The organism is Arthrobacter sp. M71 S08, from assembly GCF_059089725.1.
In genome coordinates this window covers 639,985-666,057 of the sequence record NZ_JBNHEY010000001.1, presented here as the reverse complement: position 1 = coordinate 666,057, position 26,073 = coordinate 639,985, and the positions used below count along the sequence as shown (strand labels likewise).

Here is a 26,073-nt window from a genome sequence, read left to right as displayed (position 1 = left end):
TAGCTCACCGACCGGCGGCGAGTGCAGAGGTGACGGCTGGGTCGATGCCCTGGCCTGCACCGGTTCCGGTGATCAACGCCGCTGCCAGCTCTGCGATGGCCGACGACGTCTGGAACCCATACCCGCCCTGGCCCGCCAGCCAAAAGAACCCCTCGGCCTCCGGGTCGAATCCTACGACGGGGAGGCCGTCCGCCACCTGGGTTCGCAGCCCCGTCCAGGCCCGCATCACCGGCCCGATTCCCAGTGAGGTCATGGCCTCCAGCCTGGTGATCAGCGCCTCGAGGTCCTCCGGCCGGGGCTGGGCATCCTCCGGCGCACTGGGAACCGTTTCGGCAGGCGAGATCAACAGACCATCACCGTCCCGCCTGAAATAGAAGGTGTCATCCGCGGCCGCCACCATCGGCGAACCCGGAGCGGGAACGTTGCTCGCGGTGACAACCGCTGCCGTCCGCCGATACGGCCGCATGCCCTGCGTGGCCACCCCTGAGAGGACGGCCAGTTCGTCAGCCCATGCGCCTGCCGCGTTAACGACGACGGCGGCATGCACCGCCTGCGAGCCGGCACCGATTTCCCAGGCTGTGCGCAGCCGCTGGACCGAGTGAACGCGCGCGCCTGTAAGGATCGTGGTGCCGCCTGCCTCGGCGCGGGCTCGGTGGTGCTCCAGCAGCGCATCGGTGTTGCAGCCCACAGCGGTGGTGTCGAGCCCCGCGGCGTTGTAGCCCTCTTCGTGGGCGGCGGGCGCGATCGGCGGGCAGAACCTGACCGCTTCGTCCCACGGTATGCGTTCCATGGCGCCGCTCGCGCGGGCGGCGACGTCTTCCTCGGAGCCGATCAGCATGAAACTGCGTGGTGACAGCACCGGCGCGGGGAAGTCCTGTTCGAGTTCCCCGATGAGGTTGAGGGTCCGCTCGGTCAGTACCCGGATGGCTTCGGGACCGTAACTGGGGATGAGCTGCCGGGCCGACCGGGAGGAGGTGTGGTAGGCGAGGGAGTGTTCCGCCTCCACGAGGATGACCCTTGTTTCCGCGCGGTCCTCCGCGAGAGCAGATGCGAGCGAGAGTCCCGCTATACCGCCGCCAACGATCACAACGTCCGCTGTCTCAGTCATTGCGCTCCTGTCCCCTGTCCCTCCACCAATGCAACTATCCCTCCGCCAACGCGACGCACAGAACCGAGGCGTCGTCGGCTGCTTCACCGATCTCGTCCTGAGTGGTGCGCAGCATCAGCATAAGCTCCTGTGCCCCCATCGGTGTCTGTACCGCCTCAAGGAACTCCTGCGGTCCGGCCACGAGCCCGAGATCGACCGCCCGCCACGCGCCGTCGGACGCGAGCGCCACCGTATGGGCGGGCTCCAGCATTTCCAGCCGGGCGTGTTCAGCTGCGGCCGATTCGCGGCGTGCCACCCACACGCCCTCCGGTGTGTTCCGCACCAACCGCGCCTGACGCAGCTGCTCACGGGACGACGACGATCCTCCCAGCGCCTGCCCCACGTGCTTCACTTCCCCGTTATTGAGGGCCGCAACCACATGGCAGTCGGCGAGGCTGAGGACGGAAAGGGCGCCGTCGTCGTCGGTTGTCACGAGCGAGACCGCGGCGCTCGGAAAACGCTGGGACTCGGCGCCCACCAGCTGGTGGCCGATCTCATCAACCTTGGCCAGGGCAGCGGCCAGTACGGTGCGCGGATTGGCCGGGCCTGTGCTTTCCGCCAGCGCGAGCGCGAGTACCTGCGCGTACCAGGAAGGATTGGACGCGCCGGGGAGGTCGAGTTCGTCAAGCAGGGAGGTTGCACCGTCAACCATCCAGGCGGCGTTGGCACGGTAGCCGCAGGCATCTTCCATCACATGGTTGTCGCCTTCGGCCTGGACGCGGGAGACGTGGGTGAAGTTCATTGGCTGTGCCCTTCGTCGTTCAGTACTTCGTCCAGGATGCGGGTGCCCATCGTCCTGAACACCGGGCAGTCGTCAGATGTTGCCGCCATGGCGGCGGCCAGGCACAGCGCCCAGCCGCGCGCCCGCTGCCACGTTGCGGCGTCGGGACCGCGTTCGCTGTCGATGGTTTCGATGAAGGTGCGCCGGCCGGTGCGGTCGAAGACGAGCCAAGCCGCGGCGAGGTCGGTGGCGGGGTCGCCTGAGGTCAGGTCACCGAAGTCGAGGACACCGGCGAGCCGGCCCTGTTCATCCAGGAGGAGGTTCGCGGCATGCAGGTCGCCGTGGAGCCAGAGCGGCGGCCCGGTCCACCCGGGCTGGTCCCTCAGGACCCGCCAGAGATCGCGGACTTCCCGGGACAGCCCGGCCGCGGCGATCCGTTGCTTTACTGCCGCGTCCCGGGTGGACAGCGATACTCCCCGGACGGGGTTGCGTGGGGCGTTAATGGGTGCAGGGCGGTGGAAATCATTCACGAACCGCGCCAGATCGGCGGCGGCGTGTGAGCGGCGGGCGGGTTCTGTGTGCGCTGCGGGCGCTCCGTCCAGCCAGCGCGTGATGGTCCAGTACCAGGGAAAGTACGACGACGGCGCGCCCGCCCGCACGGGAACTGGCGTATCCGCCGCGAGGCCACGGCTTAGCTCCGGCAGCCAGCGCTGCTCGTTGCGGATGAGCTCCGCCGCCGCCTGCCGGCGTGGCAGGCGGACGGCAAGGTTGTCCCCGAGCCGGAAGATCGCGTTGTCCCAGCCGTTAGCCGCCGGGGTGAGCGGTAGTCCGGCCAGGTCAGGGTGCTGCTCGGAAACCAGCCGCAGGACAAGCTCAGCGGAGATGTCCACCTCCGCTGCCGGCATGTTCGCCAAGCTGGTCCCCCGCCCGATGCGTCTTCGCTACCCTTCGACGCCGAGGCGTTCGAGGATCAGCTGGCGCACCCGACCGGCGTCTGCCTGGCCGCGGGTCGCCTTCATGACGCCGCCGACAATGGCACCGACCGCCTGCAGCTTTCCGCCGCGGATCTTGTCCGCGACATCGGGCTGCGCGGCGAGGGCGCCGTCGATCGCTTCCAGCAGTGCGCCGTCATCAGAGACGACCTCCAGGCCGCGCTGCGCCACCACTTCGGTGGGAGTACCTTCACCGGCGAGGACGCCGTCAAGCACCTCGCGGGAGAGCTTGTCATTGATCTTGCCGGCGTCGATCAGGCCCTGCAGCTCCACGATCAGCGCAGGGGTCACGCCCAGCTCCGCCGGTTCGATATCGGCGACCTTGGCGCGGCGGGAAATTTCACCCATCCACCACTTGCGCGCGGTCGCAGGTTTCACCCCTGCAGCAACGGTCTCCTCGATTGCGTCCATGACGCCGGCGTTGACGACGTCGCGGAACTCCGCGTCCGAGTAGCCCCAGTCGGCCTGCAGTCGCTTGCGGCGGGCGGCGGGAGGTTCGGGGAGTTCACTGCGGAGCTTCTCGATCCAGGCGTCGTCGGTGACCACGGGCACCAGGTCCGGTTCGGGGAAGTACCGGTAGTCGTCGGCGTCGGACTTGGGGCGTCCCGCCGTCGTCGACCGTGTGTCCTCGTGCCAGTGGCGGGTTTCCTGGGTGATGGTGCCGCCGGCGTCAAGCACGGCGGCGTGGCGCTGGATCTCGTAGCGGACCGCATGCTCGACGGCACGGAGCGAGTTCACGTTCTTGGTTTCGGTGCGGGTACCGAACTTCTCCCGGCCCTTGGGCTTGAGGGAGACATTCGCGTCGCAGCGGACGTTGCCGCGTTCCATGCGGGCGTCGGATACGCCGAGGTTCTTCACGATTTCGCGGATGGCTGCGACGTAGGCTTTGGCCAGTTCCGGGGCGCGCTCACCCGCGCCGACGATCGGCTTCGTGACGATCTCCACCAGGGGAACACCGGCACGGTTGTAGTCGACGAGTGAGAACTCAGCGCCCTGGATACGGCCGGTGGAACCGCCCATGTGCGTGAGCTTGCCGGCGTCCTCCTCCATGTGTGCGCGTTCGATCTCGATGGTGAAGACGGTGCCGTCCGCGAGCTCAATGTCGATGGAACCGTCATAGGCGATCGGTTCGTCATACTGCGAGGTCTGGAAGTTCTTCGGGGTATCCGGGTAAAAGTAGTTCTTCCTGGCGAAGTGGCACTTCTCGGCTATCTTGCAGTTCAGCGCCAGGCCGATCTTGATCGAGGACTCGACAGCGACCCGGTTGATCACCGGGAGGACGCCGGGCAGGCCGAGGTCCACCGGCGTGACGTTGGTGTTCGGCGTGTCGCCGAATGCGTTCGGTGCCGAGGAGAACATCTTGGTCCGCGTATTCAGCTCGACGTGAACCTCGAACCCGAGTACCGGATCAAACTTCTCCATGGCCTCTTCGAAGGAGAGGATTTCAGCGGTTGCAGTACTCATTTACTTCACTCCAGCGATCTCGGGTGCCTGTGCCAGCAGGGGGCCGCCCCAGGTGTCTTCGAGCAGCGCTTCCAGCGCGGCGCCTGCCCGGTAGAGCCGTGCATCCTGGCGTGCGGGAGCCAGGAACTGGATGCCGACGGGCAGTCCGTCCGCCAGGCCGCCGGGCACCGAGATGCCCGGAATACCTGCCATGTTCGCCGGGATGGTGGCGACGTCGTTCAGATACATGGCAAGCGGGTCGTCCAGCTTCTCCCCCAGCCTGAAGGCCGTGGTGGGCGAGGTGGGCGAGATCAGCACGTCAGCCCGCCCGAACGCGGCGTCGAAGTCCCGCTGGATCAGGGTGCGAACCTTCTGTGCGGAACCGTAGTAGGCGTCGTAGTAGCCGGCGCTCAGCGCATAGGTGCCGAGGATGATGCGGCGCTTCACTTCGTCTCCGAAGCCGGCTGCGCGGGTGGCTCCCATGACGCGCTCGATGGTGGGAGCGCCGTCGGGCACAACACGCAGACCGAAGCGGACGCCGTCGTACTTGGCAAGGTTGCTCGATGCCTCCGAGGGCATGATCAGGTAGTAGGCACCCAGCGCGTACTTGAAGTTGGGGCACGAAACTTCGACGACGTCGGCACCCGCCTGCCGCAGCAGGTCCAGTGCTTCGGTGAAGCGCGCCTGGACACCGTCCTGGTAACCCTCGCCCTGCAGTTCCTTGATGACACCGATGCGCAGGCCCTTGACGTCGGCGTTGCGGGCGGCTTCGACGAGGGCGCCGACGGGATCGGTCAGTGAGGTGGAATCGTGCGGATCGTGACCGCCGATGACCTCTTGGAGGAGTGCCGAGTCCAGCACGGTCCGCGTTACCGGGCCGATCTGGTCCAGCGAGGAAGCCATGGCGATGGCACCGTAGCGCGAGACGCCGCCGTAGGTCGGCTTCACGCCGACGGTTCCGGTCAGGGCGCCGGGCTGGCGGATGGAGCCACCGGTATCGGTACCGAGAGCCAGCGGCGCTTCGAAGGCGGCGACTGCCGCAGCGGATCCGCCCCCGGAGCCGCCGGGGATACGGTCAAGGTCCCAGGGGTTGCGGGTGGGGCCATAAGCGGAGTGCTCGGTCGAGGACCCCATGGCGAACTCGTCGAGGTTTGTCTTGCCGAGGATCGGCATCCTGGCATCGCGCAGGCGCCTCACGACGGTTGCGTCATAGGGGCTGTGCCAGCCCTCGAGAATCTTTGAGCCTGCCGTGGTGGGCTGGCCCTTGGTGACGATGAGGTCCTTGACGGCGATGGGTACGCCGGCGAGCGGGTGCATGGCGTCGCCCAGCGAGCGCTCCTTGTCCACCTCGGAAGCCACACGAAGCGCCTCATCGGTGTTGACGTGCAGGAACGCGTTGATTGCAGGGTCGACTTCGCCAATGCGGTCGAGGTGGGCCTGAACGGCCTCCACAGCCGAGACTTCACGGGACGCGAGCTTCCCGGCCAGCTGGGCAGCACTGAGCCTGGTGAGATCTGTCATGGTCTACTCCTCGTCCAGGATTGCGGGGACCTTGAAGCGGCCCGCTGCATTGTCGGGTGCGCCGCTGAGGGCTTCCTCGTTGGTGAGGGTTTCGCCGATGACGTCGTCACGGTAGACGTTGCTGAGCTGGATGGGGTGACTGGTTGCCGGGACGTCGTCACCGGCCACTTCACTCACCGTCTTGATGGAGTCGACGATGACGGACAGCTCTCCGGTCATCCGCTCCAGCTCCTCGGCGCTCATGTCGATGTGAGCGAGCCGAGCCAGATGCGCGACGTCCTCACGGGTGATCTCGGGCATGTTTCTCCCCTTGCAATGTGAAATGGGTTCTGTCCCTAGTCTATGCGCGACCGGGAACAGTACTGTGCGCCTGCAGCGGCAGTCTGAAGACCCACAGCTGGATGTCCTCGTCGGGAACCCACCAGTCACGGCTCGGCACACGCTCGAACCCCAAAGACTCGTAGAGCCGGTGGGCACGCACCATGTCCGAACCGCTGGTCAGGCTGACGGCCTCAATTCCTTCCAGGCCGCGGGCATAGTCGATGATCCACTCCACCATTCGCCGGCCGATGCCGCCGCGCTGCACGGTCGGATCCACTGCAAGCATCCGGAACTCGAGTTCTCCCGCCAGTGCTATGTCGGTGTATCGCTGGCCCTCGAAGGTGACGGCGAAGGAGCCGACGACGGCCCCGTCCTCCTCCGCGACCCACACCTCGGCGTGCTCGGCCCGGTGCTCGACATCGGCAAGGACCTGAACGTAGGGGTGGTCAGGGTCATTGAAGTAGCCGGCGCTGATGTAGGCGTCGCGGGTGATCCGGCGGACGTCGTCGTAGTCGCCGTGCATCACACGGCGGATAGTGAAGGTCATCTGGGCGAGCCTTGTCCTGGTGAAAGGCGGGAAATCCGCCTATCCATTGTGCCCTGAACAGTTCCTACAGGTGAAGCTTGTAGACGTGCAGTGCGAAAGTGTCCGACAGCAGGAAATCGCGGGGTGGGATGCGGACGAAATCCATGGACTCGTACAGTGCGTGCTGTCCGCCCATGTTCGGTGCGATGGTCAGGACGACCCCGGAAACATCGGGGTCGCGGCGTGCACGATCAATGACCGCCTCAACCAGGCTATGCCCGACTCTCTTGTGCTGCTCACCCGGTTCCACTGCGAGCATCCGGAATTCGAGTTCACCGTCGTGGGCGATATCGCTGAAGTCACCGCCTGGGCGCGTCAGAAACACCGAACCAATAATTTTGCCGCTCGATTCCGCGACCAGCAGGCACGAACCCGAGGATTCCTCCTCTATCGCTGACAGAATGTGGTTGTAGGCGTACTCGTCATCGATATATCCAGCGTCCGAGTAGGCATCGACGGTGATCCGCCGAATCTCGCCGAGATCGTCTCTGTCTGCCTGCCTGACCATAATGTCCACGAACGCCTCCTCAGCATCGGATTGATGATCCGAGTGTGGCAGAGCGATGATCGTTGGGCGCAGGACCAATTGCAACGATCAGATTAAATTACCCCAGCTTTCGCCGGTAACCCGTGCCGTCCGCGTTACGCGCCAGGTACCCGTAATCAACAAGCGCCCGCCGCAGGGTTGGGATGTCATGTGTGACCGTCGCGATCAGGAGGTTGACCGACTGCTCGTCCAGTTCCCGGTCAACGGGGAACAAGCGGTCAGCAAGGTGTTCCAGCACAGCCACCCGGTCCGTGTTTCCTGCCGGCAAGCCCTCGAGTCTGCCGTTTCGAAAGAACCTGTCAACGCCCTGGGGCCGGGAAAGTGCTGTTGCGCGGAGTATCTCTGTGAAGAGTTCACCGTTGACGGCGCCGTCGGCCAGGAGGAGTCCTGACTCAACCAGCTTCGAGTGCTCCTTCGACCGCACGTCGACGTCTCCACCCAGCACGGCCCGTGCGTACGCTTCCCGAAGCAGCTCCGAGGCCAGCGTCGAGAAAACCTTCTGCCAGCTTCCGGTCACACCCGCGACTCCAGACGCTCTGCCAGATCCACAACCGTCTGGGGACCCGCGACCGTGAAGGCAGAGAAACGCTCCGCTTCATCGGGGCCTCCGTCCAATACGGAGGACAGCTCGGGTCGGCGGACAGCAACGCCCGCTTCCTCGGCGATCAATGCACCGGCCGCCCAGTCGTGTTCATTCAGCCCGCGCTCGACATAAGCGTCCAGGGTACCGTCTGCCACCATGCACAGGTCCAGGGCAGCCGACCCGATGCGCCTCATATCACCGTGACCCGCGAGCAGTTCACTCAGCTCCCCCAACTGTTGCGAACGCTGCCCAGGGTTGTAGGTGAACCCGCTGCCAACAAGAGTGCCCGGCCGACCGGCAACCGGACCATGCAACTGTCGGACCGTTCCCGCCTCACGCACCCAGGCTCCCTGTCCACGGGACGCCCAGTACACCCGGTTCAGCGCAGGCGCGTGCACGACGCCGGCCAGCCAGGTACCGTCCTCGGAGACCGCTGCCACGGAGGTGCAGTAGTAGACGATGTTCCGGATGAAGTTGGTGGTGCCGTCAAGGGGGTCGATGGACCAGCGGATGCCCGAGGTTACCCCTTCGGGCACCGTGGTGCCGTACTCCTCGCCCGTTATTGCATCGTGTGGGCGGGAGCGCCAAATCACGTCGCGGACGGCTCTTTCAGCGGCCGTGTCGAATGCTGTCACCCAATCGCTGTCCGAACTCTTGTTCTCGGCCTGCAGGTCCCCGTCGGCGCGTTTCTGCAACACCGCCGCGCCCGCATCGGCCGCCTGTAATGCGACGTGAAGCAACTCGGCCGGACTGGCGCTGGTGCTCATACGCTTCCTTCCTGGAGCAGTTTCCTGAAACCGTCTTCGTCAAGAATCGGCAGGCCCAGTTGCTCGGCTCTGTCGAGCTTGGTCCCCGCGTTTTCTCCCGCGACTACATAGCTGGTGTTCTTCGATACCGATCCCGAAGCCTTTCCGCCACGCTGGATGATTGCTTCCTTCGCTTCGTCACGGCTGAACCCCTCCAGGGAGCCGGTAACGACGACGGTGAGCCCCTCCAGCGTGCGGGGCATGGACTCGTCGACCTCGTCGGCCATCCTTACGCCGTCTTCTGCCCAACGGTCGACGATCTGGCAGTGCCAGTCCTCCGCGAACCACTCCTTCAGTGCTGCCGCAATGGTTGGACCGACCCCGTCGACGTTGGCCAATTCCTCCTCACTGGCACTGCGGATCCGTTCCATCGACCCGAATGCAGTGGCAAGTGCGCGGGAAGCCGTAGGTCCGACATGACGGATGGACAACGCGACCAGCACCCGCCAGAGCGGTTGGGATTTCGCTTTTTCCAGTTCAGCAAAAAGCTTGCGCGTGTTGGCGGTGGGCTCCGACGGCTTCTTGGCGGTGCCCCGCGAGTAGAAATACGGGACCAGTTCCTGGCCGGTGACCACCCCCTTGACCTTCTTGTCCCGAAGGATCCGCACATCGGCAAGCTTCTCCGGCGTCAGCCTGAACAGGTCCGCCTCCGTGGTCAGCGGCGGGACTGCAGGCTCGGCCGGTTGTGTCAGGGCAATCGCCGCTTCCCAGCCCAGCGCCTCGATATCGAAAGCGCCCCGGCCGGCGACATGGAAGACGCGCTCGCGCAGCTGGGACGGGCACGACTTTGCGTTGGGGCAGCGGATGTCGACGTCGCCCTCTTTTGCGGGCGCGAGCGGCGTCCCGCATGAGGGACATTCGGTCGGCATGACGAATTCGTGGGGCGGCGGGTCCTGACGCGAGCGCAATGCGACGACGGGACCGACAATCTCGGGGATCACGTCTCCGGCCTTGCGCAGCACCACGATGTCACCGATCAGTACGCCCTTGGCCTTCACGACCTCCTGGTTGTGCAGGGTTGCCATCTCCACCGTGGACCCGGCCACCTTCACAGGGACCATCAACCCGAACGGGGTGACGCGGCCGGTGCGGCCCACGTTGACGCGGATGTCGAGGAGTTTGGTGTTGACTTCCTCCGGCGGGTATTTGTACGCCACAGCCCAGCGCGGCACACGTGAGGTATGCCCGAGTGCCCGCTGCAGGGCGAAGCTGTCCACCTTGACAACGATGCCGTCGATCTCATGCAGCAGGTCATGGCGGTGCTCGCCGTAGTGCTGAATGAAGTCGAGGACCTCCTGGTAGGACCCGAGCACCTTGTAGTACGGCGAAACGGGCAAGCCCCACTGTTCAAGCAACCCATAGGTCTCCGACTGGCTCTCGGCGTCGAGTCCCTCACGCGCGCCGATGCCGTGCACGTACATGTCCAGCGGCCGCTGCGCGGTAAGAGCGGGGTCCTTCTGGCGAAGGGAGCCTGCAGCGGCGTTGCGGGGGTTGGCGAACGGCGCCTTGCCTGCTGCGACCATCGATTCGTTGAGCTGGGCGAATTCCTTGGAGGGGAAGAATACTTCGCCGCGGATCTCCACCTCGCCGGGGTGGTTGGAGCCCTTGAGCCTGCGCGGGATGGTCTTGATGGTAAGGACGTTGTGCGTGATGTCCTCACCCGTTGTTCCGTCACCGCGGGTGGCTGCCCGAACCAGCTCACCATTGCGGTACAGAAGGTTGACTGCCAGCCCGTCGATTTTCAGCTCGGTCAACCAGGTGGCTGTGTTTCCCGGGCGTTGGGACTCGATGCTGGCCTCGGCACGCCGGATCCATGCCTCCAGCTCATCCGTGGAGAAGACGTCCTCGAGGCTGTACATGCGCTGCAGGTGCTTCACCGGAGCGAAGGCGGCCGACACATCGCCGCCGACTTCCTGGGTGGGCGAATCGTTGGAGATCAGCTCCGGGTGCTCGGCCTCGATCTCCTCCAGCCGGCGAAACAGCTCATCGAACTCCGCGTCCGAGACGAGCGGCGCGTTCTCGTTGTAGTAGGCGAAGCGGTGCCTGCGCACCTCCTCCACGAGCCTGCCGTACTCCTCCTTCAGGGAGTCATCCGGCACCTCGTCGGCGGGCAGCTCAACCTCGGGAAGTTCATCAGCCCGCATCGACGACCACCACTGTTACGTTGTCCCGGGCACCGCAGCGAAGAGTCTCCTGCACCAGCTCGTCTGCTGCCTGCTGGGGGTCGCCGACTGAGGTGACCAGTTCGTAGATGCGCTCCTCCGGCACTTCCGTTGTCAGCCCGTCAGAGCAAATCAGAATGCGGTCACCCGCCTCGACCGGCATGAGCCAGTAGTCCGCCTCAGCGTCATCGCCAGTACCCAGCGCCCGAGTGATCACATGGCGGCGCGGATGGCCCGAGGCCTGTTCCTGCGTGATGTGACCGCGGTCCACGAGCTCCTGAACCTCCGAGTGATCAACGGATATCTGTCCGAACTGCTCGCCGTGGAGTTTATAGGTCCGTGAATCACCCACGTTGAAGAAGAGCCAGTGCGGGGTGCCTGACTCCTCGACGAACACCACGCCGGAGACCGTTGTCCCGGCTCTGCCCCCGGTTTCAGCGCGGATTTGTTCGTCGGCAGTACGCAGGAGTTCCTCGAGCTCCGCTACCGAAAACTGCGGTGCATGTTTCCCGATGATGCTGCTCTCGCGGAGCGTCCTGACACAGATTCCTGAGGCGACCTCCCCCGCTTCATGGCCGCCCATACCATCGGCAACCGCAAAGATCGGCTCGGCTGCAATAAGTGAATCCTCGTTCAGCTGACGCTTGAGGCCCCGGTCCGATGCGTATCCCACACTGAGTCTGATCTTCCGCTCCTTCGCCTCGTTACAAGCCTGCATGCTGGTTCGTCGGACCGCACCTCGGATTCTATGACGAAGGGCACCCAGACGGCGACTTCACCGCGCAGAGCCCGCAGGCGGGCAGCCGGGTGTCAGTCGAGAATCAGCCCGGTGCCCGTTCCACGTGCAAGCGTCACCGGGTGCACTTCCCCGAAACCGCGCACCGTCCGGGCCTTGTGGGGCATGAGGACGAAGCGGTCGTTGTCGCGCAGGGTCGCGGCCGTGGATGCGTCGATGAGCACCGTTCCGGGTTCGGCCAGCGATGTCAGGCGGGATGCAAGGTTCACGGTGGGCCCGTAGATATCTCCCAGCCGGGACAGGATTCTGCCCCAGACCATTGATACGCGAGCTGACGGCAGCAGCTCGTCCTCGGTGAACGCCTTGGCGAGTGCGAGCGAGATTTCCGCGCCCGCTTCCGGCGTCTCGGCGATGTAGAGCACTTCGTCACCGATGGTCTTGACGAGGCGTCCACCGCCAACCGAGATGATCTCGGCGCACTTGTTCTCGAACCGCTGCACCAGCTGCGCCAGCGTGCGTTCGTTCATCTGCCTCGACAGGCTTGTGTAGGAGACGAGATCCGCGAAACCGACGGCGCGGGCCAGGGGCAGCGGCGCATCGTCTTCCGCCCCCTCGGGTCCTCCGAGGCTGGACGCGAGCCCGGATTCCGCACGGACGGCCAACCGCTGAACCGCTGCGTTCATCTGGCGGCGCCATGCGTAGACCAGGGTTTCCTCCAGCGGTTCGATCAGCTGCGGCAACTCGGCGACGAGTGCGCGCCGGGCGGCGGCGTCGGATATTTCGCGCTGCACCACCATCTCCTCGACGAGCGCCTCGATCTGCCACACCACCATGCGGTCGGTCATCTGGCCGATTGCGCGGGTGATGGAGATCGCCGCCGACTCGGTGAGCTGTTCCTTGCGCACCAGTTCGATGATTGTGGTCAGGGCTGCCATGTCCTTCTCGGTGAATGCGACGTCGTCGTCACCGATATTTGGAAAGCCCATTGCCCGCCACAGTTTCCGCGCCGACAACAGTGACACGCCCGCGCCGGAGGCCACGTCGCGGCGGCGCAGCGTGCGCTCCGCTCCCAGGAGTTCGATCTCAAGCTCACGGATGGCGTCGCGGTCCAGTTTGTCCGGCGCTCGCGGCAGGTCTTCCCGGTTGATCACCGGCATGGAAAGAGTCAGCGGATTATCGGGATCATCCTGGGAAGGGTCGACGACGCTCGCTTCAGTTCCATCCGTGCCGCTGCTGGCGCTCATCACCACTCCTGTCCCATGCATCGTTTTCCGTCCCGTCCACCGGCTCAACTTCCATATCTACACCATCGAACATGGCGGTCAATGGGAGATCGCTGATCGCCTCCACCATGTACTGCTTGAACGTGTATACCTGCGGAACCTCCGTGAAGGACAGGAACCGGTCCCGGCCCAGATCGATGATGAGGCTCCCTCCACCGGTGAGTCGCTCGATGAGGGTCTGCTCGATAATGATCTGGAAGATGCCCGTCAGCCGGACTTCCCGTTCACTGCGCCTGGCGAAGCCGGACCGACGGATCAGCCTGCGGCTGGTCAGGATGTAGCGGGTACCGGCCCACTGCAGCAACGGCCGGATGAAGATCCGGAACAGGAGCAGCAGCACAATCACAAGGAAGCCGGTGACAACGGCCGGGCCCCATTGTTCCCACCCGAGCGGCAGCTGTGTGCGGCTGAACCAACCCAGGCCGTAACCGCCGCCGGCGAGAATCAGCAGTGCAATGCAGAAAGGAAGAATCAGCCGTCGCGGATGAGGCCGGGTGCGCACCACCACGCGCTCCCCCGGTTCCAGCCTTATCCGCATGAGGGTCCCTCCGGTGCGTTGAGCATGGTTGGGATGCCCATTTACAGCGTCAGCGGCCGCAGGTGCACGACGTCGCCCGCCGAGACCGTGTGCCTCTCGCCGTCGTCATCGCGCACCACCAGGGCGCCGTGATGGTCGAGGTTCATTGCGCGGCCGGTGATCCCGGTGCCGTTCGGCAGGTCCGCCTGGACATCCTGCCCGAGAGTCACCATGCGGTCGCTGACCCGCGCGAGCAGCGAGGTGCCGTCCGTCCAGGGACGCGTGGCATCGCCGTCGACGGCTGTGAATTCCCGGTAGTGCGCCGCCAGCCTGCGCAGGTAGGCCTTCAGCAGCACGTTGCGGTCGGTGGTGGTGGCGTACTCGAGGAGCAGGCTGGTGGCCGTGGGAACCGGCAGTTCCTGGTCGGTCAGGCTCACGTTGACTCCGGTCCCGATGACGACGGCGGGCGGTTCGGCGTTGGCGCCCGGCACCAGTTGGGCAAGGACACCGGCCAGCTTGCGCCCATCAACGTGGACATCGTTGGGCCACTTGAGCTGCGGGGCGATTTCGGTGCGCTCCTCGATGCTTTCCGAGAGCGCGAGCGCCGCCAGCAGGGACATCCACGCGTAGCTCTGCGTGGGCAGCGGACGCCCCTCGGCGTTGTGGGGGCGCAGAAGCACGCTGACGATCAGCGAGGATCGTTCCGGCGCCGTCCACGTTCGGTCCATCCGGCCGCGCCCGGCGGTCTGCTCCTCTGCGGTGAGCACGCTGAGGTCCGGCCACTCCTGCGGTTCCTCGACGGCATGGCGGGCGAGGTCCGTGTTGGTTGAACCCGTCGCCTCCACCAACTCGAGTCTGGCGTAGGGTCCGCGTGGACTGCACAGCGCCTCGCTCAGGCCGGCCTGGTCCAGGCCGGGACGCTCGAGGTTGGAGTAGCGGGATGTCATCCTACAAGCCTACTGGCCGGGGACCGGGCGGCGGGCTCTTCCAATACGAGCCTGGGATAGCGCTCCTGCCATCGGATAGCGGTCTACTGGTATCCCATGGCAAGAGCGCTAACAGGAGGCGAGCGACGAAGCATTATCCAGGCGCTCCGCTCAGAGGAAGATGTCGGGCACCAGCCGGTTCTCGGGCGCCCCCAGGCTGTATCCGCTAAAGTCCGTGACGCCTTCCTGCCGCAGGACCTCCTCGTCCGTGAAGAAGTTCCCGGTGCACTCCCGGGCTGGACGAACCAGAACGGTGCGGGCTGCGTCCGCGACGATGTCGGGCGTCCGGGCCGCCTTGATCAGCTCACTGCCGCCGGGCATGTTCCGGATTGCCGCAGTATCGATCAGGGTGCGCGGCCACAGGGAGTTGACGGCGATGCCGTCCTCACGGAGTTCCTCGGCGAGCCCGAGCGTTGTCAGGCTCATCCCGTACTTGGCCATGGTGTATGCGAGGTGCTTGCCGGCCCATACCGGGTCCAGATTGAGCGGTGGCGAGAGCGTCAGAATGTGGGGATTGTTCCCCTCACGGAGCGCTGGAAGCGCGAACTTGCTCAGCATGAACGTCCCGCGCACATTGATGTCCGCCATCAGGTCGTAGCGCTTCATGGAGACATCGGGGGTTTTCGAGAGGTCGATCGCCGACGCGTTGTTGATAACGACGTCGATGCCGCCGAACTCGGCGACCGTCGCCTCTACGGCGGCCGTGACGTCGTCGTCGTTCCTTACATCCCCGACGACGGCGAGCGCGCCGCCGCCTGCTGCGCGGATCTCGTCCGCGGCGGTATGGACGGTGCCTTCAAGGCTGGGGTGGGGTTCACCGGTCTTGGCAAGGATGGCGACGTTGGCGCCGTCGCGGGCCGCGCGGAGTGCTATCGCGAGACCGATGCCCCTGCTGCCGCCGGACATGAGGATGGTGCGCCCGGAAAGGGTGCCGGAATTGGAAGCGCCGTTGCCTGTCATACGGGACACCATAATGCCGGGAACGGGTGATAAACCTAATTGTTACCGGCGAGTAACTTCCGGGTCGGCGCTAAGTCTTTTGAGGAGTTGTTGTAGGTGTTCTACAGTCATGGGCGTCGATTAGCTCACTAGACTGGGCGGGAAGCCCGGTTCTTTGGAGGAAACCTACTTAAGGCGCCCTCAGGAATCGGCTACCTGCCAGCCGCCCCAGACATCAATCGGAAGAGACTCGATGCAACCCGAAACGCTTCCCCTGGAACAGGACGCCGGCCTCGCAGCCGACATCAGCTCCGACCTCCATACCACCGCGGGTAAGCTCGCCGACTTCCGGCAGCGGCAGGAACGGTCGCTGGCACCGTCGGGCCCGGAGGCCGTCGAGAAGCAGCACGCCCGGGGCAAGGGGACAGCGCGTGAGCGCATCGAGATGCTTGTTGACCCCGGATCGTTCGTAGAGTTCGATGCCCTCGCTGTACACCGCTCCACGGCGTTCGGCATGGAAAAGAAGAAGCCCCTCGGCGACGGCGTGGTGTCCGGCTATGCCACTGTGGACGGCCGGCAGATCGCAATCTACAGCCAGGACTTCACCGTCTACGGCGGGTCGCTGAGCCAGGTCAACGGCGAGAAGATCGTCAAGGTCCAGGAATTCGCGCTCCGTAACGGCTGCCCGCTGGTGGGAATCAACGACGGCGGCGGCGCCCGTATCCAGGAGGGCGTCGCGTCGCTCGCCATGTTCGCCGACATCTTCCGGAACAACGTGCATGCCTCCGGCGTGGTCCCGCAGATCTCACTCATCATGGGTCCGTGTGCCGGCGGCGCCGCCTACTCCCCCGCGCTGACCGACTACGTGGTCATGGTGGACAAGAGCTCACACATGTTCATCACCGGCCCCGACGTCATCAAGACCGTCACCGGTGAGGACGTGGACATGGAAACCCTCGGCGGGGCGCGCCAGCACAACGCCACCACGGGAACCTCCACGTACCTGGCCACCGATGAGCAGGACGCAATTGACTTCGTCCGCGAACTGCTCGACTTCCTCCCCTCGAACAACCTCGCCGAAGCGCCGCTGACCGAGTTCACCGAAGACCTCGAGCTCAACGAGCTGGATGCGCAGCTGGACACGTTGATCCCCGACTCGGCGAATCAGCCCTACGACATGCACACCGTCATCTCCACGATCGTCGACGACGGCCACTTCCTGGAGATGCAGTCGCTGTACGCGCCGAACGTGGTGATCGGCTACGCCCGGGTGGAGGGCCACACGGTCGGCATTGTCGCGAACCAGCCGATGCAGTTCGCGGGAACCCTGGACATCGCCGCCTCCGAAAAGGCCGCCCGGTTTGTCCGCCACTGCGACGCGTTCAACATCCCCATCCTCACCCTCGTTGACGTGCCGGGCTTCCTGCCGGGCAAGGACCAGGAGTTCAACGGGATCATCCGCCGCGGCGCCAAGCTCCTGTACGCCTATGCGGAAGCCACGGTGCCCAAGCTGACCGTCATCACCCGCAAGGCCTACGGCGGCGCCTACATTGTCATGGGCTCGAAGAAGCTTGGCGCGGACATCAACCTCGCCTGGCCCACCGCCCAGATCGGCGTCATGGGCGCGCAGGGCGCGGTGAACATCCTCTACCGCGGCCACCTGAAGTCCGTCGCGGACGCCGGTGGCAACGTCGAAGCCGCCCGTACGGAAGTGATCAGCCAGTACGAAGAGGAACTCCTCAACCCGTACCAGGCGGCACAGCTGGGTTACGTCGACGCGGTGATCGCCCCCTCGGATACCCGGGTCCAGGTAGTCCGCGGCCTGCGCGCCCTCCGCGACAAGCGCGCAGCGCTGCCCGCCAAGAAGCACGGAAATATCCCGCTATGACCGTTGAAAACATGACTGCCGAGGAAACTGCTCCCCTGTTTCAGGTGGTAGCCGGAAACCCGACGCCGGAGGAGCTGGCGGCGCTCGCCGTCGTCGTGCTGGGACTGCAGGCAAACGACGACGGCGCACCCCGGCCGGCGGCCCACCGCACCTGGATCCGGCGGGACCAACTGCGGCTGGGCCCGCGGCCCGGTCCGGGATCGTGGCGCCGCAGCACCCTCCGGTGACAACCCTCCGGTAACATCCGGGGGCGCTTCTGCCCCGTGCTTCCTTTCCGGCGCGAACCACCCTAGGTTGGGGGTGTACCAGACCGAGCACATACTGCCCCGGCGGAAGGAACCCCATGGATCCCAGGGAAGACGACTATCGAGGACAACCCGGCACGCTTCATATGTCGGAGGAGCTGTCAGACACCCGGTGCTGGGCACTGCTGAGCACCCAAAAGACGGGCCGGTTCGGCTTCCTGAAGGACGGTGCCGTGCACATCTATCCGGTCAATTACCTGGTGCAGGACGGCGCCATCTACTTCCGGACCCGTGACGACGGCGATATCGGCAGCCTGCTGCCTCTCGAAGGCAGCGCTTTCCAGGTTGACCAGGTCCGGTCCGAGGCGATGGCCGGATGGACCGTTTTCGCCAACGGAACCGCGGACATCGTCCGCGACGAAGCGCTACTGACCGAACTGTGGGGACGTCCTGCCGAGGAGCCGTGGGCCGGGGGCTCGCGGACAACCTTCGTCGAGATACAGCCTTCCAGGATCAGCGGCCGCAGTGTCCTGGCCGTCTGAGACGTGTGCCCCGTGCAGTAGCTTTCACTCAACGCTCGGGTCCATCACCGTTCCGAGGAACAGCGGCATGCCGGTGTCCTCATGCAGGATCTGGTAAAGGAAGGGCCTGTCGAAGGCCAGCTCGACGTCAGCCTCGGCGAATCCTGATTCGTCCATGGCGATCTGCGTGACGGCTGCGGCGATTGTCCCTTTTTCTGCCACCGTGATGTTTGCTGATTGCGCGGCGCCGCTGACGAAAAGACCTGCGCTGAGGCCGCTGAAATCCGCCTCTTCGCTCATGGCCTCCTCGAGGCCCATCTCGGTGAGCATCGCCTTCAGGTCCAGGTCGTAGGTGTGGTCCCAGGACGGAAGGATCAGTTGCACCAGTGCAGCGTCCGATTGCTCCATCGCAGTATTCACCTCGAGCAGTTCGGTGTGCTCCAGCACCGGGGTGGCACCGCGCTCGGGCAGGATCAGCCGCATGACCAGGCCGTCGCGGTAGGGCAGATCGACTCCCTGCCACCCATCGCCTTCGGCATAGGCCAGAGACATTTGGTTATGCATCAGGGGCGTCTGGACGTCTCCCTTGTCCGTCGTGAAGGTGCCCGGATCGGTGTTTGACGGATCGAAGGGATTCTGCCAGGCCGCCGCAAAATACACCGTGTTGATGATGTTCAGCCTTGTGTTCGAGGACGGCTTGATCGGCACTTCCTCGATACGCCCACCGGTGTGGTGCTTCGTCCACGCGTTCATGCTCTCCCACGCGGCATCACTCAGGTAGTCCACCGGATACACGCCCGCGCCGTACTGTGCGGCCAAAGATTCCAGAAACGTGTCCTCAAGGATCAGGTCCTCCGCCGGGAAGAGCCCATTGGCCAGGTGCAGCAGCGGCTCCTCCGGCGGGTCGTCCTCGTCCACTGAGCCGGGATCGCCGTCGTGCGCTGCCCACTCAGTGAGCAGCGCGTTCATCGCTTCGTCGCGGTGCTCAGACGGAAGGCCGAGGATAGTGTCCATCTCTTCCGCCGTCGTCGTGCGTGCTCCGACGCGGAGCATTGCGAGCGCAACCAGAGCGCTGACCGGGCTGGTGACCTGATTGCTGTCCGGTTCGACTGAAAGCATCTGTGCACCCAGCCGGTAGGAGGAGTCGCGCAGGACCTCAACGGCGCTGGGATGGTCCGTCAGCGACACGGACTGTCGCTCCACATCTGCGATGCGCTGGTCCGGGAGAGACGCCGTGCCGCACCCGGAGAGGAGTACCGCTGCCGCGGCGATCACTGAAGTCGCCAGCCTTCTCCGCGTGGTGCTCACGTTTCTTCTCCGGCGCTCGGGTCCATCACCGTTCCGAGGAACAGCGGCATGCCGGTGTCCTCGTGCAGGATCTGGTAGAGGAAGGGCCTGTCGAAGACCAGTGCGATATCCGGCTCGGGCGGTGCACTTCCGGCCATAGCCAGTTGTGTCACTGCCGCTGCGATAGTGCCCTTCTCACCGACGGTGATGTTGGCCGACTGCGCTGCCCCTTCAACGAAGATGCCCTCGCTGATCCCACTGAAATCCGGTGACGGACCCATCGTCTCCTTCAGTCCCATTGCGCTGAGCACCGTCATGAGGTCCAGATTGTACGAGTGATCCCAGGACGGAAGGGTCAGCGCCACCATCGCGGAGGAAGCGCCGTCCATCGTGCCATTCACCGCGGCCAGTTCTCCGGCGTCGAGGACCGGATCAGACCCCTCGGCAGGCAGAATGAGCCTCATCAGGAACCCGTTGTTGTAGGGCAGGTCAACCCCCTGCCAGCCGTCGCCGTGAGCGTAGGCGAGGGGCAGCAGCGTGTTCATCATGGGTGTGTCCACCTCCCCCTCGTTCGTGGTGAAGGTGCCCGGGCCGGTCGCCGCCGGGTCAAAGGGATCAGCCCAGGCAGCAGCGAAGTAAACGGTGTTGATGATGTTCAGCACAGTGTCCGGTGTGGGTTCGAGCGGCGCCTGCTTTATCCGCCCGCCTGTGTTCCGGTCGATCCAGGCGCTCATGGCGTCGTCGGCGCCGCCGGCGGAGTAGTCCACCGGATACACCCCCGCCCCATAGTGCTGAGCCAGCGGCTCAAGGAACCCCGGCGCCGCTTCCAGTCCTTCGTCGATGAAGAGCCCGTTCGCGACGCGCAGCAGCGGATCGTCCGGCGGTTCCTCCTCGTTCACGGAGCCGGGATCGCCGTCGTGCATTGCCCAGTTCGCCAACAGTGCGTTCATTGCTTCGTCGCGGTGCTCAGGCGGAAGGCCGAGGACAGTGTCCATCTCAGCCGCCGTCGTTGTCCGCGCACCTACCCGCAGCATGGCGAGCGCTGCAAGAGCGCTGACCGGGCTGGTGACCTGATTGGTGCCCGGGGCGCTGTCCGGATCGGCGGTAAGCATCGCCGCGCCCAGAAGGTACGAGGAATCACGGAGAGCGGCAACTGCGTCGGGATGATCCATCAGCGACACGGACTGGCGCTCCACATCGGCCATGCGCTGTTCAGGCGCCGCCGGTGAACCGCAGCCCGTCAGCACCAGCGCTTCAGCGGCAAGGACAGAGGTAAGGAGCCTTCTCGGGATGCTGCTCATCGTCGTCCCCCATCGCTGTAACTGCCGGCTTCAAACGTAGGCGCAGCGAAGGTTAGTCCTCCAGCACGGCCGGAACACAATCCGGTCACGATACGGCTGTAGCGTCGACAGCTCTGTGGCCGAGGGCAACAACGGGCCGTTAGGCTCTACGGGTGATCAACCAGACTTCCGCCCTAAATCTGACCGCTGAGGCGCCCACCCGTGCCCAAACGGCCATCGACGCCGTTGCCGAGGCCTACACGGAGACCCTGCTTCAACTTGACCCGGGATTCGCCACCCAGCTGGGGTTGCCGGGACACGAGACCGAATACCGCGACTACTCCCCCGCCGGGCTTGAGGCATTCGCCGAAGCCACCAGGGAAACCCTCGGCCGGCTTGACGACCTCGAACCCACCGACGACGTCGACGCCGTCACCCTGGACGCGCTGCGCGAACGCCTTGGCCTGGAACTCGAGATTCACGAGACCGGCCTCAACCTGGCGAACCTCAACAACCTGGCCTGCCCGGCCCAGGAAATCCGCATGATCTTTGACCTCATGCCCACCGACACCGCTGAGCAGTGGAGCCACATCGCCGGGCGGCTCTGCAACGTGCCGGACGCCATCGGCGGTTACATCACCTCACTCCGCGAGGGCAAGAACCGGGACATCCTGCCCGCGGCGCGCCAGGTACGCATCGTCATCGAACAGACCGCGGCGTACGCGGCCGACGGCGGCTACTTCGATGAATTCGTGGGCGGCGCACACACCGACGACGGCGGCCTCCCGGACTCCGTACGCACCGAACTCGCTGCAGGCGGGGAAGCGGCCCGCAACGCCTACCGCCACCTCGGCACCTTCCTTGAGGAGGAACTGCTGCCGGAAGCTCCCGAAAAAGACGCCGTGGGTCGCGAGCACTATTCCCTGATGTCCCGCCAGTTCCTCGGAGCCGCAGTGGACCTCGAGGAAACCTACCAGTGGGGCGTCGAGGAACTCGACCGGCTCATCGCCGAGCAGGAAGCCGTCGCCAATGAGATCAAGGAGGGCGCGTCCATCGAGGAAGCCATGCGCGTCCTCGATGAGTCCCCCGAACGCCAGCTGCACGGCACCGAAGCCCTGCAGGCCTGGATGCAGGGACTGTCCGACCGCGCCGTCGAGGAACTCGCCGGAGTGCACTTCGACATCCCGGACGTCATGCGCGAGCTCGAATGCATGATCGCACCGACCAAGGAAGGCGGCATCTACTACACCGGTCCCAGCGAGGACTTCGCACGCCCCGGCCGCATGTGGTGGTCAGTGCCTGAAGGCGAGGACACCTTCACCACGTGGAAGGAAACCACCACGGTGTACCACGAGGGCGTTCCCGGACACCACCTGCAGATCGCTACGGCGACCTTCCAGCGCGGGCTCCTCAACTCATGGCGCCGCAATGCCGTCTGGGTCTCCGGACACGGTGAAGGCTGGGCGCTGTACGCAGAGCGGCTCATGGAGGACCTCGGCTACCTGAGCGATCCCGGAGACCGGCTCGGCATGCTCGACGCCCAGCGGATGCGCGCCGCCCGCGTGGTATTCGACATCGGCGTCCACCTTGAGCTCGAGATACCCGAGCGCTGGGGCTCCGGAACCTGGACCCCGGACAAGGGTTACGAGTTTCTGAAAAAGAACATCGCCATCAGCGAGGGCCAGCTCAACTTCGAGTTCAACCGCTACCTCGGCTGGCCTGGACAGGCACCCGCCTACAAGATCGGCCAGCGCCTGTGGGAGCAGATCCGCGACGAGGTGAAGCAACGCGAGGGCGATTCCTTCAACCTCCGCGACTTCCACACCCGCGCACTCAACCTCGGTTCGGTTGGCCTGGATACCCTGCGCCGGGCGCTGCTGAGCTAAACCCCGCCACACCTTGAGTTGGCAGGACACACCCCGAATAGCAACGCATTCGGGGCGTGTCCTGCCAACTCATGTGTATCTGGAGGGACGGCATAACACTAGGCTTGTCCGCATGACCATCCGGCTGATCCTCGCTTCCGCATCTCCCGCGCGCACCAAGCTTCTCGCCGAAGCCGGCATAGCGCACACCGTCATGGTTTCTGACGTCGATGAAGACGCCGTGACCGCCGCACACGGCACTCCCAGTCCCTACGACACCGCCCAACTCCTGGCCCGCGCCAAGGCAGAGTCAGTCGCCGCGCTTCCGGAAGCCCGTGGAGCACTGGTCATCGGCTGCGATTCGGTCTTCGAGTTCGAGGGCGAGGCACACGGCAAACCGTATGAGGTACACGTCGCACGGGAACGCATCAAAAGGATGTCCGGCTCACAGGGCACCCTGCACACCGGACACTGGCTCGTAGACACGCGCAACGGCACCGGTCTCGGGTCAGCCTCCGGCGCAGTTGCCTCCGCCGAGGTCCACTTCATGGAGCTCGCCGACGGCGAGATTGATGCCTACATCGCAACCGGTGAGCCGCTTCACTGCGCCGGCTCCTTCACTATTGACGGGCGCGGAGGTGCCTTCATCCGCAAGGTTGACGGTGACCCACACGCCGTCGTCGGGCTCAGCATTTCGACGCTTCGCGAGCTCCTCCTCGCCGCAGGAGTCGACATCACCCAATTCTGGCGTTAGGTTTCAGGCGGTTTGTAGAATCCCTACAAATAATGTCTCCCCAACACGGGGAACCGGCATGGTTTATGGGCGGTAGCAACAAAACCGCGCTAGGCTCCCAACAGACCAAAAGGAGCCTTATAACCCATGAGCGAGTCGATGATGCGCGAGTCGGTGCCAGAATCCGCCGCACCCGTCACCAAAGTCCTGATCGCCAACCGCGGCGAGATCGCAGTTCGCGTGATTCGGGCAGCCCGTGATGAAGGCATTGCGTCGGTTGCCGTCTACGCTGAGCCGGACCGGGACGCGCTGCACGTGCGTCTGGCCGACGAGGCCTTCGCGCTTGAGGGCAGTACCGCGGCGGAGTCCTACCTGGTGATGGACAAGATCCTCGATGCAGCGGTGCGCAGTGGCGCGGACGCCATCCACCCCGGCTACGGCTTCCTCTCCGAGAACGCCCAGTTCGCGCAGAAAGTGCTCGACGCCGGACTCACCTGGATCGGCCCATCACCCTCATCCATCGCGCAGCTCGGTGACAAGGTGCAGGCCCGCCACATCGCCGAAAAGGTCGGCGCTCCCCTGGTCCCCGGCACGAAGGACCCCGTCGAATCAGTACAGGAAGTCCTCGACTTCGCCGATGAGCACGGCCTGCCGCTCGCCATCAAGGCCGCGTACGGCGGCGGCGGACGCGGCATCAAGGTCGTCCGGGACCGCGAAGAGATCGCGGAGGCCTACGAGTCTGCGGTGCGTGAGGCAACCGCTGCCTTCGGTCGCGGTGAATGCTTCGTCGAACGTTTCCTGGACGCACCCCGCCACGTCGAAACCCAGTGCCTCGCCGATGGGTACGGCAATGTCGTCGTCGTCTCCACGAGAGACTGTTCCCTCCAGCGCCGCAACCAGAAACTGGTGGAAGAAGCGCCGGCGCCGTTCCTGTCCGAGGACCAGAACTCCCGGCTATACGAGGCGTCGAAGGCAATCCTGAAAGAAGCCGGCTACCAGGGCGCCGGCACGTGCGAGTTCCTGGTGGGCCAGGACGGCACCATTTCGTTCCTCGAGGTGAACACTCGCCTGCAGGTTGAGCACCCGGTTTCAGAGGAAGTCACCGGCATCGACCTGGTGCGCGAACAGTTCCGTCTCGCCCGCGGCGAGGAACTCGGCTACACCGATCCTGAGATCCGCGGACACTCCATCGAATTCCGCATCAACGGCGAGGACGCCGGCCGGAACTTCATGCCCGCTCCCGGCACCGTCCAGACCCTGAAGCTGCCCACAGGCCCCGGCGTCCGGGTGGACTCAGGCGTCGAAGCCGGGGAGGTCATCGGCGGCAACTTCGATTCGATGCTGGCCAAACTCATCATCACAGGTGCCACACGCGCCCAGGCACTGGAACGCTCGCGCCGTGCGCTGGCGGAAATGCAGATCGACGGCATGCCGACCGTCCTGCCGTTCCATGCCGCCGTCGTCAGCGACCCCGCCTTCGCGCCGGCGTCCGGAACTTTCTCGGTGCACACCCGCTGGATCGAGACCGAGTTCGACAACACCATCGCGCCGTGGACGCCCGACGGCGACGCCGCCTCCTCTGCCGAGGACATTGAGAGCCGCCAGCGCGTGACAGTTGAAGTGGGCGGCAAGCGGCTTGAGGTTGTGCTCCCGGCTTCGCTAGGGGTCGCCAACGGCAAGTCCTCGGGTAAGGGTGCCGGAAAGCCGAAGAAGGTTGCCCGCTCGCGTGCCGGTGCCGGTTCTGCCGCCAGTGGCGACGACCTTACCTCGCCCATGCAGGGCACCATCGTGAAGGTTGCGGTTCAGGACGGGGACCAGGTGGCCGAGGGCGACCTCATTGTGGTGCTCGAAGCGATGAAGATGGAGCAGCCGCTGACAGCGCACAAGTCGGGCATGCTGTCCGGGCTGACCGCAGCGCCGGGCGACACGGTGTCCGCCGGTGCGGTCATCGCAGCGATCAGTTAGCGCAGCTGCTCAGCTTCCGCTTCCACTCGCGAGTCCCACCAGCTGAGTACGCGCACGCCGTGGAACGTCAGCCACGGTGAGGGCTCGCCTGCAGGTACGTCCACCTCGAACCAGACCCGTCCGGGATGCCGGCGCTCCTGAATCCAGGTACCGTCCGGCCGGCGGGCCCCGCGGATGACGTCGGTGGCGTCGGCCAGACGGGGATCCGGGGCGCCGCCGTCGTGCAGGGCGGCTGACCGGAAGTAGTCCACGGCGTTCAGCGCGCTGTAGATCCATCGGAACGGATAGGCGAAACGGGATACCCAGGGCGCCACCGGTGTCCCGGTGGAGAGCCGGTAGAGCAGCCGGCGTTCCAACAGGTACTCCTCACCCGCGCGGCGTGCGGCGCGCAGCTCATCGGAGCCGCCGGCGGCGATCTCGTAGTACAGCAGCCCCTTGAGAACGTTCAGCGTTGAATGGAACGAGGACCGCTTCGAGCCCTCCACCCACTCGCAGTTCCATCCGCCATCGTCCTGCTGGTGTTCGGGGAACCACTGGGCAAGCTTCGAGACATCGGCACCCAGCCAGCTCCCGTTGGCGAGGGTGAAGGCATTGATGCAGCAGTCCACCTCGCCGTCCCAGTAGGGCAGGTTGTCGTACTCCCAGCGGCTGTTTTCGTCCAGCAGTTCAGCTGTTCCGGAGAGCACGCGCGCGTCCACGCCCCATTCCCGGAGGGCGTTCAACGACCAGGTTGTTGCCGTGTACGGCTGCCCGGCATCCGCCGCGGCTTCAGGACCCTCAAAGTCAAACCCTGCGGGAAAGTACGCGCCGCCTGCCCACTGGCCGTCCGCATCCTGGTGCGCGAGCAGTCGCGCGCCGAAACCCTCGGTTACGACGCTGGATCGGGTAGCCTGCCATTCCGCCTCCGGTGCTCCGGCGAGGTCCCGCTGAACCTGCCAGCGCAGCGCGGGGTCAGTGTCCTGCAGCCAGATCAGAAGGTCAGAGTCTATCTGCATGCTC

General features: G+C 65.2%; 25 protein-coding genes. 6 read left to right on the top strand and 19 right to left on the bottom strand.

Annotated features, from left to right (window positions below; translation table 11 throughout):
• Window positions 1-4 precede the first annotated feature (4 nt).
• The 16 genes from AC5RTB_RS03065 to AC5RTB_RS02990 all read right to left on the bottom strand — a co-directional run bounded on the left by AC5RTB_RS03065 (window position 5) and on the right by AC5RTB_RS02990 (window position 15,311).
• The gene (locus tag AC5RTB_RS03065; RefSeq protein WP_494059592.1) at window positions 5-1,108 is read right to left on the bottom strand and encodes an NAD(P)/FAD-dependent oxidoreductase; all 1,104 of its coding nucleotides are present in this window, start codon (window positions 1,106-1,108) and stop codon (window positions 5-7) included.
• A gap of 34 nt (window positions 1,109-1,142) precedes the next feature.
• A complete protein-coding gene (locus AC5RTB_RS03060; RefSeq protein WP_494059591.1) occupies window positions 1,143-1,889 on the bottom strand; it encodes a hypothetical protein in 747 nt (248 codons plus the stop codon).
• Window positions 1,886-2,773: an aminoglycoside phosphotransferase family protein gene (locus AC5RTB_RS03055; RefSeq protein ID WP_494059590.1), complete on the bottom strand. Its 888-nt coding sequence runs from the start codon at window positions 2,771-2,773 to the stop codon at window positions 1,886-1,888. Before AC5RTB_RS03055 ends, AC5RTB_RS03060 begins: the two co-directional genes overlap by 4 nt.
• A gap of 36 nt (window positions 2,774-2,809) precedes the next feature.
• The gene (gatB, locus tag AC5RTB_RS03050; RefSeq protein ID WP_494059589.1) at window positions 2,810-4,324 is read right to left on the bottom strand and encodes an Asp-tRNA(Asn)/Glu-tRNA(Gln) amidotransferase subunit GatB; all 1,515 of its coding nucleotides are present in this window, start codon (window positions 4,322-4,324) and stop codon (window positions 2,810-2,812) included.
• Entirely contained in the window at window positions 4,325-5,824 is a 1,500-nt protein-coding gene (gatA, locus tag AC5RTB_RS03045; protein WP_494059588.1) for an Asp-tRNA(Asn)/Glu-tRNA(Gln) amidotransferase subunit GatA, read from the bottom strand.
• A 3-nt stretch (window positions 5,825-5,827) separates the two neighbouring features.
• Window positions 5,828-6,124: an Asp-tRNA(Asn)/Glu-tRNA(Gln) amidotransferase subunit GatC gene (gene gatC / locus AC5RTB_RS03040; RefSeq protein ID WP_490890764.1), complete on the bottom strand. Its 297-nt coding sequence runs from the start codon at window positions 6,122-6,124 to the stop codon at window positions 5,828-5,830.
• A 40-nt stretch (window positions 6,125-6,164) separates the two neighbouring features.
• Window positions 6,165-6,692: a GNAT family N-acetyltransferase gene (locus tag AC5RTB_RS03035; protein WP_494059587.1), complete on the bottom strand. Its 528-nt coding sequence runs from the start codon at window positions 6,690-6,692 to the stop codon at window positions 6,165-6,167.
• A gap of 64 nt (window positions 6,693-6,756) precedes the next feature.
• The gene (locus AC5RTB_RS03030) at window positions 6,757-7,239 is read right to left on the bottom strand and encodes a GNAT family N-acetyltransferase (protein WP_494059762.1); all 483 of its coding nucleotides are present in this window, start codon (window positions 7,237-7,239) and stop codon (window positions 6,757-6,759) included.
• Window positions 7,240-7,336: 97 nt separating this feature from the next.
• Window positions 7,337-7,795, bottom strand: a complete 459-nt coding sequence (locus AC5RTB_RS03025; protein WP_494059586.1) for a DUF2087 domain-containing protein — start codon at window positions 7,793-7,795, stop codon at window positions 7,337-7,339.
• Entirely contained in the window at window positions 7,792-8,628 is an 837-nt protein-coding gene (locus AC5RTB_RS03020) for an inositol monophosphatase family protein (protein ID WP_494059585.1), read from the bottom strand. Before AC5RTB_RS03020 ends, AC5RTB_RS03025 begins: the two co-directional genes overlap by 4 nt.
• Window positions 8,625-10,811, bottom strand: a complete 2,187-nt coding sequence (ligA, locus tag AC5RTB_RS03015) for an NAD-dependent DNA ligase LigA (RefSeq protein ID WP_494059584.1) — start codon at window positions 10,809-10,811, stop codon at window positions 8,625-8,627. The genes AC5RTB_RS03020 and ligA overlap by 4 nt, the downstream gene beginning before the upstream one ends.
• A complete protein-coding gene (locus AC5RTB_RS03010) occupies window positions 10,801-11,547 on the bottom strand; it encodes a PP2C family protein-serine/threonine phosphatase (RefSeq protein ID WP_494059583.1) in 747 nt (248 codons plus the stop codon). The genes ligA and AC5RTB_RS03010 overlap by 11 nt, the downstream gene beginning before the upstream one ends.
• A 92-nt stretch (window positions 11,548-11,639) precedes the next feature.
• Entirely contained in the window at window positions 11,640-12,722 is a 1,083-nt protein-coding gene (locus AC5RTB_RS03005; protein ID WP_494059761.1) for an adenylate/guanylate cyclase domain-containing protein, read from the bottom strand.
• Window positions 12,723-12,777: 55 nt separating this feature from the next.
• Entirely contained in the window at window positions 12,778-13,386 is a 609-nt protein-coding gene (locus tag AC5RTB_RS03000) for a PH domain-containing protein (protein ID WP_494059582.1), read from the bottom strand.
• A gap of 41 nt (window positions 13,387-13,427) precedes the next feature.
• Window positions 13,428-14,312, bottom strand: a complete 885-nt coding sequence (locus tag AC5RTB_RS02995) for a biotin--[acetyl-CoA-carboxylase] ligase (RefSeq protein WP_494059581.1) — start codon at window positions 14,310-14,312, stop codon at window positions 13,428-13,430.
• Window positions 14,313-14,462: 150 nt separating this feature from the next.
• Window positions 14,463-15,311 carry an SDR family oxidoreductase gene (locus AC5RTB_RS02990; protein WP_494059580.1) on the bottom strand — a complete coding sequence of 283 codons (849 nt, stop codon included), beginning with the start codon at window positions 15,309-15,311 and terminating at the stop codon, window positions 14,463-14,465.
• Window positions 15,312-15,594: 283 nt separating this feature from the next.
• Here AC5RTB_RS02990 and AC5RTB_RS02985 point away from each other — a divergent pair, with 283 nt between their 5' ends.
• From AC5RTB_RS02985 to AC5RTB_RS02975, 3 genes are all read left to right on the top strand, one after another.
• On the top strand, window positions 15,595-17,178 hold the full coding sequence (locus tag AC5RTB_RS02985; protein WP_494059760.1) for an acyl-CoA carboxylase subunit beta: 1,584 nt from the start codon (window positions 15,595-15,597) through the stop codon (window positions 17,176-17,178).
• Complete coding sequence (locus AC5RTB_RS02980) at window positions 17,175-17,405, top strand: acyl-CoA carboxylase subunit epsilon (RefSeq protein WP_494059579.1); 231 nt, start codon at window positions 17,175-17,177, stop codon at window positions 17,403-17,405. The genes AC5RTB_RS02985 and AC5RTB_RS02980 overlap by 4 nt, the downstream gene beginning before the upstream one ends.
• Before the next feature lie 116 nt (window positions 17,406-17,521).
• A complete protein-coding gene (locus tag AC5RTB_RS02975; protein ID WP_494059578.1) occupies window positions 17,522-17,965 on the top strand; it encodes a pyridoxamine 5'-phosphate oxidase family protein in 444 nt (147 codons plus the stop codon).
• 24 nt (window positions 17,966-17,989) lie between these two features.
• Here the strand turns inward: AC5RTB_RS02975 and AC5RTB_RS02970 are convergent, their stop codons facing one another.
• Together AC5RTB_RS02970 and AC5RTB_RS02965 are read right to left on the bottom strand one after the other, a co-directional pair.
• A complete protein-coding gene (locus tag AC5RTB_RS02970) occupies window positions 17,990-19,252 on the bottom strand; it encodes a serpin family protein (protein WP_494059577.1) in 1,263 nt (420 codons plus the stop codon).
• Complete coding sequence (locus tag AC5RTB_RS02965; RefSeq protein ID WP_494059576.1) at window positions 19,249-20,532, bottom strand: serpin family protein; 1,284 nt, start codon at window positions 20,530-20,532, stop codon at window positions 19,249-19,251. Before AC5RTB_RS02965 ends, AC5RTB_RS02970 begins: the two co-directional genes overlap by 4 nt.
• Before the next feature lie 152 nt (window positions 20,533-20,684).
• Between AC5RTB_RS02965 and AC5RTB_RS02960 the strand changes: the two genes are divergently transcribed.
• From AC5RTB_RS02960 to AC5RTB_RS02950, 3 genes are all read left to right on the top strand, one after another.
• On the top strand, window positions 20,685-22,397 hold the full coding sequence (locus AC5RTB_RS02960; RefSeq protein WP_494059575.1) for a DUF885 domain-containing protein: 1,713 nt from the start codon (window positions 20,685-20,687) through the stop codon (window positions 22,395-22,397).
• Window positions 22,398-22,509: 112 nt separating this feature from the next.
• On the top strand, window positions 22,510-23,130 hold the full coding sequence (locus tag AC5RTB_RS02955) for a Maf family protein (protein WP_494059574.1): 621 nt from the start codon (window positions 22,510-22,512) through the stop codon (window positions 23,128-23,130).
• Between the two features lie 126 nt (window positions 23,131-23,256).
• Window positions 23,257-25,074 carry an acetyl/propionyl/methylcrotonyl-CoA carboxylase subunit alpha gene (locus AC5RTB_RS02950; protein ID WP_494059573.1) on the top strand — a complete coding sequence of 606 codons (1,818 nt, stop codon included), beginning with the start codon at window positions 23,257-23,259 and terminating at the stop codon, window positions 25,072-25,074.
• Here AC5RTB_RS02950 and AC5RTB_RS02945 read toward each other — a convergent pair.
• Window positions 25,071-26,069 (bottom strand): prenyltransferase/squalene oxidase repeat-containing protein, encoded by a 999-nt coding sequence (locus AC5RTB_RS02945; RefSeq protein ID WP_494059572.1) that lies wholly within the window; start codon window positions 26,067-26,069, stop codon window positions 25,071-25,073. The two genes, AC5RTB_RS02950 and AC5RTB_RS02945, sit on opposite strands and share 4 nt — an antisense overlap.
• Window positions 26,070-26,073 lie beyond the last annotated feature (4 nt).